The organism is Mycobacterium europaeum (assembly GCF_034555895.2).
GTDB lineage: Bacteria > Actinomycetota > Actinomycetes > Mycobacteriales > Mycobacteriaceae > Mycobacterium > Mycobacterium europaeum.
Genome location: NZ_CP157315.1, coordinates 4,510,295 through 4,522,954, shown reverse-complemented (window position 1 = coordinate 4,522,954; position 12,660 = coordinate 4,510,295). Strand labels below are relative to the sequence as shown.

The 12,660-nt window shown below is 68.2% G+C and carries 13 protein-coding genes and 1 pseudogene; 9 read left to right on the top strand and 5 right to left on the bottom strand.

Annotated features, from left to right (window positions below; genetic code table 11):
* Positions 1-56: 56 nt before the first annotated feature.
* From U8D42_RS20845 to msrA, 3 genes and pseudogenes are all read right to left on the bottom strand, one after another.
* A pseudogene (locus tag U8D42_RS20845) lies at positions 57-605 on the bottom strand (alcohol dehydrogenase catalytic domain-containing protein); the annotation flags it as partial.
* Positions 606-611: 6 nt separating this feature from the next.
* Positions 612-2,225, bottom strand: coding sequence for a benzoylformate decarboxylase (mdlC, locus tag U8D42_RS20840; RefSeq protein WP_322858380.1), 1,614 nt, complete (start codon positions 2,223-2,225; stop codon positions 612-614).
* Positions 2,226-2,409: 184 nt separating this feature from the next.
* Positions 2,410-2,922: a peptide-methionine (S)-S-oxide reductase MsrA gene (msrA, locus tag U8D42_RS20835; protein WP_322858381.1), complete on the bottom strand. Its 513-nt coding sequence runs from the start codon at positions 2,920-2,922 to the stop codon at positions 2,410-2,412.
* Between the two features lie 72 nt (positions 2,923-2,994).
* On the opposite strand from msrA, the gene U8D42_RS20830 reads away from it, so the two are divergent.
* The 4 genes from U8D42_RS20830 to U8D42_RS20815 are packed head-to-tail and all read left to right on the top strand — an operon-like array spanning position 2,995 to position 5,811.
* Positions 2,995-3,501, top strand: a complete 507-nt coding sequence (locus U8D42_RS20830; protein WP_085239454.1) for a nuclear transport factor 2 family protein — start codon at positions 2,995-2,997, stop codon at positions 3,499-3,501.
* Positions 3,498-4,535, top strand: coding sequence for an NAD-dependent epimerase/dehydratase family protein (locus tag U8D42_RS20825; RefSeq protein WP_322858382.1), 1,038 nt, complete (start codon positions 3,498-3,500; stop codon positions 4,533-4,535). The genes U8D42_RS20830 and U8D42_RS20825 overlap by 4 nt, the downstream gene beginning before the upstream one ends.
* Positions 4,536-4,555: 20 nt before the next feature.
* Positions 4,556-5,371, top strand: a complete 816-nt coding sequence (locus tag U8D42_RS20820; protein ID WP_322858797.1) for a class I SAM-dependent methyltransferase — start codon at positions 4,556-4,558, stop codon at positions 5,369-5,371.
* A 59-nt stretch (positions 5,372-5,430) separates the two neighbouring features.
* Positions 5,431-5,811 carry a DUF427 domain-containing protein gene (locus tag U8D42_RS20815; protein ID WP_322858383.1) on the top strand — a complete coding sequence of 127 codons (381 nt, stop codon included), beginning with the start codon at positions 5,431-5,433 and terminating at the stop codon, positions 5,809-5,811.
* On the opposite strand, the gene U8D42_RS20810 is transcribed toward U8D42_RS20815, so the two are convergent.
* Positions 5,808-6,203: a nuclear transport factor 2 family protein gene (locus U8D42_RS20810; protein ID WP_244275140.1), complete on the bottom strand. Its 396-nt coding sequence runs from the start codon at positions 6,201-6,203 to the stop codon at positions 5,808-5,810. The genes U8D42_RS20815 and U8D42_RS20810 overlap by 4 nt on opposite strands.
* Before the next feature lie 54 nt (positions 6,204-6,257).
* Here U8D42_RS20810 and U8D42_RS20805 point away from each other — a divergent pair, with 54 nt between their 5' ends.
* Together U8D42_RS20805 and dps are read left to right on the top strand one after the other, a co-directional pair.
* Entirely contained in the window at positions 6,258-7,169 is a 912-nt protein-coding gene (locus U8D42_RS20805; protein WP_322858384.1) for a DNA-3-methyladenine glycosylase family protein, read from the top strand.
* Between the two features lie 94 nt (positions 7,170-7,263).
* Positions 7,264-7,812: a DNA starvation/stationary phase protection protein Dps gene (gene dps / locus U8D42_RS20800; RefSeq protein ID WP_085239459.1), complete on the top strand. Its 549-nt coding sequence runs from the start codon at positions 7,264-7,266 to the stop codon at positions 7,810-7,812.
* Here the strand turns inward: dps and U8D42_RS20795 are convergent.
* Complete coding sequence (locus U8D42_RS20795) at positions 7,809-9,812, bottom strand: chloride channel protein (protein WP_322858385.1); 2,004 nt, start codon at positions 9,810-9,812, stop codon at positions 7,809-7,811. The two genes, dps and U8D42_RS20795, sit on opposite strands and share 4 nt — an antisense overlap.
* A 182-nt stretch (positions 9,813-9,994) precedes the next feature.
* On the opposite strand from U8D42_RS20795, the gene U8D42_RS20790 reads away from it, so the two are divergent.
* The 3 genes from U8D42_RS20790 (at position 9,995) to U8D42_RS20780 (ending at position 12,631) form a co-directional block, all read left to right on the top strand.
* Positions 9,995-10,978, top strand: coding sequence for a pirin family protein (locus U8D42_RS20790; RefSeq protein WP_322858386.1), 984 nt, complete (start codon positions 9,995-9,997; stop codon positions 10,976-10,978).
* A gap of 2 nt (positions 10,979-10,980) precedes the next feature.
* Complete coding sequence (locus tag U8D42_RS20785) at positions 10,981-11,616, top strand: TetR/AcrR family transcriptional regulator (protein ID WP_322858387.1); 636 nt, start codon at positions 10,981-10,983, stop codon at positions 11,614-11,616.
* Between the two features lie 73 nt (positions 11,617-11,689).
* Entirely contained in the window at positions 11,690-12,631 is a 942-nt protein-coding gene (locus U8D42_RS20780) for a class I SAM-dependent methyltransferase (RefSeq protein ID WP_322858388.1), read from the top strand.
* Positions 12,632-12,660: the final 29 nt, after the last annotated feature.

Here is a 12,660-nt window from a genome sequence, read left to right as displayed (position 1 = left end):
CGGTGGGCACGCGCGGCGTCGTGGAGGCGGTACCGTTCGCCCGTGGTGACGGTGATCGCCCCCGCTGCCCGCGACAGGGCGGCCTTACGCGGCGTCGACACGGTGGTGATGACGTGCGCGCCCAGAGTCGTTGCCCACTGGGTCAGGATCAGCCCGACCCCGCCCGCGCCGGCGTGCAACAACACCGTGTCGCCGGGGCGCACCGGGTAGACCGACTTGATGAGCAGGTGTGCGGTGTGGCCCTTCAGCAGCGCGGAAGCCGCCACCTCGGACGAAATCCCGTGAGGCACTGGGGTTACCAAATCGGCTGGCGCCACGCAGTACTCGGCGTAGGCGCCGAGAGCGACGGAGGTGGCCACCCGATCGCCGACACCGATCCGGTCGACACGTTCGCCGAGTGTGACGACGGTGCCGCACGCCTCGCTGCCGGGCACAAACGGCAACGGGTGCGGGTACATGCCGGTGCGGAAGTAGGTGTCGATGAAGTTCACGCCGATCGCCTCGGCCTTGATCAGCACCTGCCCGAGTCCGGGTTCGGGGATCGGCCGTTCGACGTAGCGCAGCACCTCCGGGCCACCGGTGCGGGTGACCTCTATGGCACGCATTGCGAGTCAGCCGAGGTGCGCGAGCTGCGGCTTGGTGGGTACCACGATCACCGTCGGGCCGTCGGCCCCGAGCGCGGCGTTGAACTCCGTTACCAGTTGCTCGGTGCCGGCCACGGTGACCGCCCGGCACCCGAAGCCGGTGGCCAGCGCCTGGACGTCGAGTCCCGGCAAGTCCAGGCCAGGCACGTTGGGAGTCTTCTCAAGCAGCGCAAAGGATTTCAACACCGCGTACTCGCCGTTGCGCATCACGACGAAGACGATCGGCAAGTGATGCTGCGCCGCTGTCCAGATCGCCTGAATCGAATACTGAAAGGAACCGTCTCCGATGGTCGCCACGACGACGCGTTTGCGGCCGCGGGCGCGATCGCCCAGCGCGACACCGACCGCACCTGGGACGCCCCAACCGATACCGCCGCTGCCGGTGGCAAAGAAGGACTCCGAATGCAGGGTGGGCAGCCAGCGCGCCTGCTCGGCCATGGTGGACGTCGATTCGTTGACCAGCGCTGCCTCCGGCGGCTTCACCGTGTTGAGAGCGGCGTACACCTGGGCCGGGGTCAGTGGTGCGGTGGCGTGTTCCACGGTGCCCGGGCTGCGGTCCAACGGCGTGGGCGTCGGACGGCCCGGCTTGGACTCGATGAGCGGGGCGAGCTGCCGCAGGGCCAGCAACGTGTCACTGAGCAGGCTGTCACCCACCGGCGCCGCACCCGCCAGCCACGGGTCGGCGGTGATGTGCAGCAACTCGGTGCCGTCGGGCAGGTGGTCGCCGGCCACGTACGGGTAGTAGCGGAACACTTGGGCGCCGACGACGACAGCCAGATCATGGCCCTGCAGCACGGCGTTCACCTCGGCGATCGTCATCGGCAGCATGCCCTGGTACAGGGGATGGTCCTCGGGGAACGACACTCGATCAGGAAGAGCGCTCGCATAGACCGGCGCGTGCACCTTGTCGGCGAACGCGATGGCGGCATCCCATGCGCCGGCCCGGTCGACCTCGGGACCGAAGACGAGCAGCGGACGCTGCGCCCGGTTGATGCGGTCGGCGAATTCGGCGAGCCGCGCCGCGTCCGGTGCGGTCCGCGAACTGGCCGTGCGCACCACGGCCGGCCCGAGCGCCGGCTTGTCCCAATCATCAAGGGGGATGGACAGATAGACCGGGCCGGCCGGAGGCTGGACCGCGACTGTGTAGGCGCGCATGAATGCCGCGGGTACGTCCTCGGCGCGGGCCGGCTGGTATGCCCATTTCACCCACGGCAGCGGCAGCAAGGTTTCGCCGGTGTTGGTCAAATACGGCTCAGACAAGAGCATTTCGCGGGTTTGCTGCCCGGCCGTGACGATCATGGGGGTGTTGCTCTTGTAGGCGGCGATCAGGCTGCCCATGGCGTTGCCGGTGCCCGCGGCGGTGTGCAGGTTCACCAGGGCGGGCGCGCCCGTGGATTGCGCGAAGCCGTCGGCCATGGCCAGCACCGACGCCTCCTGGAGGCCCAGGACGTAGGTGAAGTCGTCGGGGAAGTTTTTGAGGAATGTCTGTTCCGTTGAGCCGGGATTGCCGAACACCGTCGTCATGCCCAGCGTGCGCAGCAGGTCGTAGGTGACATCCCAGACGGTGGGTTGAGACGGCATGGGCACGAAGCTCCTTCAGCGGTGGATTTTCACGCGCGCGCGGAGCACACACCACCGTTGGGGCGCTTCGCGTCCTGTCCGTTGAATTCTCGTGCTCGAAGGGCCCGTCTGTCGATGTTGCGGGCCACACCATCGCATGTCCATCTCGGTGGCCGCGCACACCGGCGCCGGGAGTGGGAGCCGCCTACTGGTCCGCGGTGGCCCGGCGCGGCAGTTTCCAGCCCGGGCGAATGTAGTGGCAGGTGTACCCGTTCGGGTAGCGCTGCAGGTAGTCCTGGTGCTCGGGCTCGGCCTCCCAGAAGTCGCCGGCGGGGCTGACCTCGGTCACCACCTTGCCGGGCCACAGCCCGGAGGCCTCCACGTCGGCGATGGTGTCCAGCGCGACGCGCTTCTGCTCCCCGTCGAGGTAGAAGATGGCCGACCGGTAACTGGGGCCGCGGTCGTTGCCCTGGCGGTCCTTCGTTGTCGGATCGTGGATCTGGAAGAAGAACTCCAGCATGGTGCGGTAGTCGGTGATGGCCGGGTCGAAGACGATCTCGATCGCCTCGGCGTGCGTGCCGTGATTGCGGTAGGTGGCGTTCGGGAGGTCGCCGCCGGTGTAACCGACCCGGGTCGAAACCACGCCCGGCTGCTTGCGGATGAGTTCTTGCATGCCCCAGAAACACCCGCCGGCAAGTAACGCTTTTTGGGTTGCCATTGCTCGTCCTCCTAACCGGCCGCAATGCCGCCCAGGCTACACTCCGCCGATGAGCCGCAACGGTGCCGCAAAGTGACCACCCGTTCGTTCTCCCGTAGCGAACTGGCCGCCGCCTTCGAGAAATTCGAGGAAACGGTCGCCCGGGCCGCCGAGACGCGCGACTGGGACGCCTGGGTCGAGCAGTACACACCGGACGTCGAGTACGTCGAGCATGCCGCCGGCACCATGCGGGGCCGCGACGAGGTGCGCGAGTGGATCAAGCAAACGATGACAACCTTTCCGGGCAGCCACATGGTCGCGTTCCCCACGTTGTGGTCCGTCGTCGACGAGTCGACCGCGCGGGTCATCCTCGAACTCGACAACCCGATGCGCGACCCGGGCGACGGCAGCGTCATCAGCGCAACCAACATCACGATCATCACTTATGCCGGGGACGGCCAGTGGAGCCGTGAAGAAGACATCTACAACCCGCTGCGTTTCCTGCGCGCCGGCATGAAGTGGTGCCGGAAGGCCCAGGCGCTGGGCACGCTCGACGACGACGCCGCTCGGTGGATGCAGGAAAACGGAGGATTCCAGTGAGCGTCAAACCCAAACTCGGCCCCAAGCTGGTTATAGGCGCCAACGGCTTTCTGGGCTCGCACGTCACCCGCCAGCTCGTGGCCGACGGTTTCGCGGTGCGCGCCATGGTGCGGCCCAACGCCAACACCCGCTCCATCGACGACCTCGAGCTGACCCGGTTTCATGGCGACGTGTTCGACGACGCCACCTTGGGCGAGGCGATGGACGGCGTCGACGACGTCTACTACTGCGTCGTCGACACCCGCGCGTGGCTGCGCGATCCGGCGCCGCTGTTCCGCACCAACGTCGACGGCCTGCGCAACGTTCTCGATGCCGCCGTCAACCAACCGGACCTGCGCCGGTTCATCTTCACCAGCACCTACGCGACGGTGGGCCGCCGACACGGGCACGTGGCCACCGAAGACGACGTGATCAGCCCGCGGGGGTTGACGCCCTACGTGCAGTCCAGGGTGCAGGCCGAGAACCTGGTGATGCGGTACGTGGCCGACGCCGGCCTGCCCGCCGTCGCGATGTGCGTGTCGACGACCTACGGCAGCGGTGACTGGGGTGGCACGCCGCACGGTGCCTTCATCGCCGGGGCGGTCTTCGGCAAGCTGCCCTTTCTGATGAACGGCATTCGGCTGGAAGTCGTCGGCGTCGACGACGCCGCGCGGGCCATGATCCTGGCCGCCGAGCGCGGGCGCATCGGTGAGCGATACCTGGTCTCCGAGCGGATGATCGCGCTGAACGACGTCGTACGGATCGCGGCCGACGAGGCCGGGGTGCCGCCGCCGCAACGCGCGATTTCGGTCCCGATGCTCTACGCCCTGGCCGCGGCGGGCACCTTCAAGGCGCGGCTCACCGGCAAGGACTCCGAGCTCAGCCTGGCGTCGGTGCGCATGATGCGCGCCGAATCCGACGTCGACAGCAGCAAGGCCAAGCGCGAATTGGGTTGGCAGCCCCGCCCGGTCGAGGAATCGATCCGCGAGGCGGCCCGATTCTGGGCGGCGATGCGGACCCCGCGGAAGAACGCTCCGGCCGCGCAGCCCGACTAGGCGCCCGGCCGATGGACCGGATACGCGTCGACCTGCATGGGCCGCCCCAAACGATGCTGGCGACGCTGTACGCCAAGGCGCTGGACGCGGACTTGCCGAACCCGATCCTGGGCGACCGTTACGCCAAGGAGGCCGTCGGGCGGATCGACTACGACTGGACGAAGACCACCATCACCGCGCGCAAATCAGCGTCGGTGACGACCCGCACCGCGCACTTGGACATTTGGGCACGCCAATTCCTTGACGCACATCCGAGCGCCGTTGTCCTGCATATGGGTTGCGGTCTGGACGGTCGATACTTCCGGCTCCAACCGGGCCCGCTGGTGGAGTGGTACGACATCGACTACCCCGACGTCGCCGAGCTGCGCACCCGGCTCTATCCCGCCGCCGAGCACTGCCACGTCGTCGCGGCGTCGGTGACCGATCCGGCCTGGCTGACGCGGATACCCAATGGCCGGCCCGCGCTGATGATCGCCGAAGGCCTGACCATGTATCTGTGCGAACAGGACGGCATCGCGCTGCTGCGACGGGTCGTTGATCGCTTCGACCGCGGCGAGCTGCAATTCGACGCGTTCAACCGGATGGGTATCAAGTCGCAGTGGATGAACGCGGTGGTGCGCCGGTCAGGATCAAAGTTGAGCTGGGGCATCGACGGACCGGGCGAGATACTGGCGGCGGTGCCCGGCACTCGGCTGCTTTCCTGGGTGCGGTGGTTTGAATCAGACACCTTCGAGCGACTTCCGCGCGCCTACCACGTGATGGGCAGGGCCATGTCGCTGGTTCCGGCCATGGCCAATATGGCCCAGTATCACCGCTACGCGTTCGGACCGCCCTGATCGGGAAGTGTCGGCCCTCGGCACGTGTTGCACCCGCTATCGGCGTCTAGGAGGAGACCATGAGCCATCCCGAAATCAAAGAGCCCAACGCCGGCCACCCGATCACCATCGAGCCGACCCGGGGACGGGTACAGGTCCGGGTCAACGGTGAGCTGGTCGCCGACACGACGGCCGCCCTCGAATTGCGCGAGGCCTCTTTGCCCGCGGTGCAATACATTCCGATGAGCGACGTGGTGCAGGACCGGCTGACCCGCACGGACACCAGCACCTACTGCCCGTTCAAGGGGGAGGCCAGCTATTACAGCGTGACCAGCTCGGCCGGCGACACCGTCGAGGACGTGATCTGGACCTACGAGCGGCCCTATCCGGCGGTCGCGGCGATCGCGGGGCACGTCGCCTTCTACCCCAACAAGGCGGAGATCAGCGTCTCGGCGTCCTAGCAGATCCACCCGGGGAAAGCGGCCTCGTGCGCTCGGGTGTCGCTGTACAGGCGCATCGAGACGATCAACCCGTCGCGGGTGTCGAAGATGCAGACGAACGGGCTGTCGTATTCGACGCCGCCGGTGGTGGTGCCGTTCGCCTGGGCCTCGACCACCACGGTTTCTCCCTCGTTGACACAGCGCACCAGGTCGATGGTCAGCTCGAGTTCGGCCTTGCGCCGCTCGACGGTTCGCCGGAAGGTCTCCTTGTCGCAGGAAGTGCGCGTGACGAGTGACCAGTAGGTGAAGTCGTCACTGAGCAGCGCGAAGCCTTCGTCGAGGTCGCCCCCGTCGCTCGTACTTTGGAGGAACATCCAGGCCAGTTCGCCCTGCGGGTCATCGAACGGCGTCATCACATCGCAATATTGACTTGGCACATCGTTAACGGTCAATCGGAAAGTCGGTCGGTGGAGATCGCGCGCACTGTCACGTTTCCCGGGGCGGTCAGCTTCGGGCACACGTTGGCGCCGCTGCGGCGCGGTTTCGGGGATCCCTGTTTCCAGGCATCCGGTGACGGCGCCATCTGGCGGACCAGCCTGTTGCCGACCGGCCCCGTCACCGCCCGGATCAGCCGGGCGGCCGTCAATGCCGCCCGGTGCGTGGCGTGGGGTGGCGGGGCCCCGGAGTTCGTCGAACGGCTGCCGGCGCTGCTGGGCCTGCACGACGACGCCTCGGATTTCGTGCCGCGTGACCCGGTCGTCGCCGAGGCGCACCGCCGGGTCCCGCACCTGCGGCTGGGCCGCACCGGGCTGGTGCTGGAGGCCCTGATCCCGGCGATCATCGAGCAGCGGGTGCCCGGTGCCGACGCGTTCCGGTCGTGGCGCCTGCTGGTGTCCAAGTACGGCTCGCCGGCCCCCGGACCGGCGCCGGCGCGGATGCGGGTGCCGCCACCCGCCGAAGTGTGGCGACGCATCCCGTCCTGGGAATTCCATCGCGCCAATGTCGACCCGAGGCGGGCGCAGACGCTGGTGACGTGCGCGCGGCGGGCCGACTCGCTGGAGCGGCTGACATCCCGTCCGGCTGCGCGGGCCCGGGAGGCGTTGATGTCGTTGCCGGGGGTGGGGGAGTGGACCGCCGCGGAGACGGCGCAGCGGGCGTTCGGGGATGCCGACGCGCTGTCGGTGGGCGACTACCACATCCCCAAGATGATCGGCTGGACGCTGGTGGGCCGCCCGGTCGATGACGCGGGCATGGTCGAACTGCTCGAGCCGATGCGGCCGCACCGCCACCGCGTGGTCCGCTTGCTCGAGGCCAGCGGGCTGGCATACGAGCCGCGGCGCGGGCCCCGACTGCCGGTGCAGCACATCAGCGAGCTCTAAACGTGGTCATGGCCTCGCCGCGGCGGCGTTTTCGGCACCGGCCATCGGGTAACCCTGTGCGGAGACGTGACCGTGTGCGAAACGGAGGAAATCGATGACCCAGTTCACCATCCCGGGCCTCACCGACAAACAGGGAGCCCGGCTGACCGAACTGCTGCAAAAGCAACTGAGCACCTACAACGATCTTCACCTGACGCTCAAGCACGTCCACTGGAATGTGGTGGGGCCGAACTTCATTGGTGTGCACGAAATGATCGACCCGCAGGTCGAGGCGGTCCGTGGCTTCGCCGATGACGTCGCCGAACGCATCGCGGCCCTGGGCGGTTCACCGCAGGGCACCCCGGGCGCGATCATCAAAGACCGCACCTGGGACGACTATTCGGTCGGTCGCGACACCGTCCAGGCCCACCTGGCCGCGCTGGACCTGGTCTACACCGGTGTCATCGAGGACATCCGCAAGTACATCGAGGAGACCGAGGAGCTCGACCCGGTCACCCAGGACCTGTTGATCGATCAGGCCGGAAACCTGGAGAAGTTCCAGTGGTTCGTCCGCGCCCACCTGGAGAGCGCGGGCGGAAAGCTGACCCACGAGGGCTCGACCACCGAGCGCGACGCCGCCAGCAGCGCGCGCGGCGCTTCCTAGCTGGGCGCCGAATCCGCTTGCCGCACGCCGTCTTTGGGCGTGAGAACGTTGACCCGGTCGCCCTCGGCGAGCCGTAGGGTGGCGTCGGCATCGACGAGTCGCCGGTTGTGCAGCACGGAGACGGCGAAGTGGCCGTCCGGCCACTCGAGGTCGCCGAGGGTTCGGCCGACCGCGGCCGAGTCGCTGGCCAGGGTGTGCTCGACGATGCGGTAGCCGTCGAGCTGGCTGTGCGGGTCATGTTCGGGGAGCGTGGATTGCGGTTCGGCCCACTCGGCGGCCTGGCGGCCGGCCTCGACACCGGGCTGGGCGGCGGCGAAGTAGGCGCTGAGCGCGCGCAGCACGTTCTGATTGGTCAACCAGCCCTGAACGGACCGGACCTCGGTGTCGATGACGGGAAGCCCGTCGCGGCCGTAGAGCACGAGCTGGCGCAAGGCCTGAGCGAGGCTGTCATTGGCGAACAGCGCCTGCGGCTCTCGGATGCGCGTGACGGGACCGAGCAGGCCCGTCAGGTCGCCGTTGGTGTGGCCGAGCGGGCGGGTCAGGTCCACCGGAACGGTGAACCGGTGCATGGCGTCGGCCGCGGTGAGGTCGGCGAACGCGTTGCTGGGGGTGGGGCGGTCGATGTCGATGCCCCGGCGCAACAACTTGGTCGTGTAGATGGTGCCGTAGGAGAGCCCGCGCGACACCGTCGTGCCGACGGCGACGGCCAACATGACCGGCAGCGTGAGGGTGAAATCCCCGGTCATTTCGACGGTGCTCGCCAGCGCCGTGAGCGGGGCGCGCGCGGCCGAGGCGAACACGGCGCCCATCCCGACGATGGCGTAGAGGGCGGGGTGCCCGACGGCCGTGCCGATCGTGTGTTGGACGAACAGCCCGAAGGCCATGCCCGAGGTGGCCCCGACGAACAGCGAGGGAGCGAACACGCCGCCCGATCCGCCGATGCCGATGGTCAGGCCGCACGCCAGCATCTTCCCGGCGGCGAGGAGCACCAAGAACCACAGCGCGTAGTGGCCGGCGAACGCGGCGTACATCACCGGGTAGCCGACGCCGTAGAGCTGCGGCACCGCGAGCAACAGCAGGCCCAGCACGATCCCGCCGACCGCAGGCCGCGCCCAATCGGGGCGCTTGCCCCACGCCCGGTCGCAAAGGTCCTCGGTCTTGTAGAGGACGTTCTTGAACACGATCCCGATGAGCCCGGCGATGGCCGCGAGCAGCGCCACCAGCAGGTAGTTGGCGATGTGGTTCAGCTCGATGCCGGCGGGCAGCTTGGTCAGGAAGGGCGCCGAGCCGAAAAAGACGCGGGCGACCACGTCGGCGACCATCGAGGACAGCATGATCGTGAAGACCGCCTCCACGGACAGTTCGCGCAGGATCAGCTCGACGGCGAAGAACACCCCGGTGATCGGTGCGTTGAAGGTGGCCGAGATGCCGCCGGCGGCGCCGCAGGCCACCAGCACCCGCAGCCGGTTCTCCGGCATGCGCACCCACTGGCCGAAGCCGGATGCCAGCGCCGCCCCGATCTGTACGATCGGCCCCTCACGGCCGACCGACCCGCCCGTACCGATGCACAGCGCGGAGGCCAGCGCCTTCACCACCGTCACCTGCGGACGGATGCGGCCGCCGTTCTCCGCGACCGCGATCATGACCTCCGGGACGCCGTGGCCGCGGGCCTCCTTGGCGAACCGCGAGATGAGCGGTCCGTACAGCAAACCGCCGACGACCGGGATGATCACGAAGAAACCGATTCCGACCCAGGGCAAATGGTCGCTGCCCACCCAGCCGTCCTGGCCGAATTCGTCGTGCCCGGTCGCCAGCCAGGTGAAGCCGTAGATCAGGTACCGGAAGGCCACCGCGCCCAGCCCGGCGCCGAGCCCGACCACGAGCGCAACGCAGAACAGGCCGAGCCGGTTCGCCCGCAGCCACCCCGCGAGTCGGCCGACCGCATCGGCCACGGGCCTCGCCGCGCGGACAGGATCGGTGGCCGTCGGTTTTTGCCCCATCCACGCATCCTTCCCCCGAAGGCCTCACTTTGCTCGTTGACCGAGTCGAGACGGCCGGACGCGACGACCATCTACCAGAGCAAATATTGCACTACGCAATTATCCGGCGGCCGGTGGGTGCGTCCGGAGGAATAATCGGACCGCGGTCCGGTTATACGGGCAGTTCTCATTACGGAGGTCAGATGCCCGCCATTACCGCAAACACGCTGACGTTGCCGCGCGTCGGAGCCGCCGCGCCGGCCGACACCGAACGGCCGGTCCGGTCGATCACCACCGGGCCCCGTGGCTACGAGGGGGAGGGCTTTCCCGTCGTCCGCGCCTTCGCCGGGGTCAGCGCCGCCGCCCTCGACCCCTTCGTGCACATGGACCAGATGGGCGAGGTGGACTACGAACCGGGCGAGCCGAGGGGTACGGACTGGCACCCGCACCGCGGGTTCGAGACCGTCACCTACATGATCGACGGCAAATTCGCCCACCAGGACTCCCACGGCGGCGGCGGCCTGATCACCGACGGCGCGACGCAGTGGATGACCGCCGGTTCGGGCATCCTGCACATCGAGACGCCGCCCGCCGAACTGGTCGACAGCGGCGGCCTCTTCCACGGGATCCAGTTGTGGGTGAACCTGCCCAAGCGGGACAAGTTCGCGCCGCCCCGGTACCAGGCCATCGAAGGGGGCGACGCGGCGCTGATCGCCTCCGACGACGGCGGGACGCTGATCCGCATCATCGCCGGCGACATCGACGGTCACCGCGGGCCCGGCATCACCCACACGCCGATCACCCTCGCGCACGCCACGATCGAAAACGGCGCCCGCCTGAACCTGCCGTGGCGGCGGGATTTCAACGCGCTGATTTACGTGCTCTCGGGCAGCGGACACGTCGGCCCGCTCGCTCACCCGATTCGCGCGGGCCAATTGGCGGTGCTCGGGCCCGGAGATCGGATCACCTTGGGCGCCGACCGCGCACCGGAATCGGCGCGCTTCACGGCCATGGATGTGTTGCTGCTGGGTGGCCAACCCATTCGCGAGCCGGTATTTCACTACGGGCCTTTCGTGGTGAATTCACGGGCGGAATTGGTCGAGGCGTTGCACGACTACCAGGCCGGGAAATTCGGCAGCATTCCGCCAAATGCCCTGATGCCGCACCATGGCGGTGGCACACTCTAACGATGCCTTCAGGGGTGGGACGCCGGCCGGGGCGTCCCCCTGCCGCAAAGGCCGACGAGACGCGACAGCGGATCATGCGGGCCGCTCGCCTGGTGTTCAGCGAACGCGGTTACGACGGCGCGACGTTCCAGGCGATCGCGGGCCGCGCCGACCTGACGCGCCCGGCCATCAACCACTACTTCTCCAGCAAGCGGGTCTTGTACGGAGAGGTGCTCCAGCAAACCAACGAGGCCGTCATCGGCGCCGGGATCAGAGAAGCCGAACGCGAAACCACGCTGCCGGCGCAGCTCGCCGCGTTCATTTCCGTTGCGGTGCGCGCTAATTCCGACACTCCCGCCGGATCGGCGCTGATAATCACCGGAGTGCTCGAGTCGCAACGGCACCCGGAATGGAACACGACCGAAAACGATTCCGTCCGGATCGTCCGGGAATTTCTGGTCCGGGCGGTCAATGCTGCGATCGAGCGGGGTGAGATCCCCGCCGACTTCGAGGCCTCGGCGCTAGTCGAGGCGCTGGTCGTGCTGATGTGCGGGGTGGGCCTGTATGCCGGCTTCGTCCAGACCCCCGACGCCCTGTTGGCCATCACCGGAATGATCCGCCGACTGCTCGAAGGCGCTTTCCGCGTGCCCGACGCTTAGCGGTTGCGCCCGCAGTGAACTTGCCCACAAAGCGTATAGGCTAACTAACTTATCCCGGTAGCATGGACGGGTCATGACTGACCTGGACGCGTCGTTACCGCCTTCTTTGAGATCAGCCGGCGACAGCTGGACCATCACCGAACTCGTCGGTGCCACCGCGCTGGGTGTCGCGGCGGCACGCGCGGCGGAGACCGCCGGAAGCGACCCGCTGATCAGTGACCAGTTCGCCCGCATCTTGGTCTCGTCGGCCGGTTCGGCATGGGCGCGGCTCGCCGACCCCGAATTGGCCTGGCTCGACGGCGACGAGCAGGGACGCCGCGCGCATCGCATCGGCATCGACTATCAGGCCGTGCGCACGCACTTCTTCGACGAGTACTTCGACGGCGCCGTCCACGCCGGCATCCGGCAGGTGGTCATCCTGGCGGCCGGACTGGACTCCCGGGCCTACCGCCTCAATTGGCCGGACGGCACCGCGCTGTACGAGATCGACCAGCCGAAGGTTCTCGAATACAAGACCGGAATCCTGCAGCAGCATGGCGCCGCTCCCACGGCGAGTCGCCGCCCGGTTCCGGTCGACCTGCGCGACGACTGGCCGGCGGCATTGGCCGCGGCCGGGTTCGACCGCACTCAACCGACCGCCTGGCTGGCCGAGGGCTTGCTCCCGTACCTGCCGAGCGATGCGCAAGATCGCCTCTTCGAGATGTTCACCGCCCTGAGCGCCCCGGGCAGCCGGGTCGCCATCGAGGCGTTCGGCATGAACTCCCGGAGCAATTCGCAGCGCTGGCTGCGGATGCGGGAACGGCTCGGGCTCGACGTCAACGTGCAGGCGCTGACCTATCACGAGCCGGACCGCTCGGATCCCGCCCAATGGTTGCGCGACCACGGCTGGCAGGTAGACACCGTGGACAACCGCGAAGAAATGGCCCGGCTGGGCCGCCCGGTACCCGACGACCTCGCCGAAGAGGCGGTGCGCAGCACGCTGCTGCGCGCGCGCCTCGGCGAGCCGACCTCCTGACTTTCGCCCCACGACCCAAGGAGCAACGC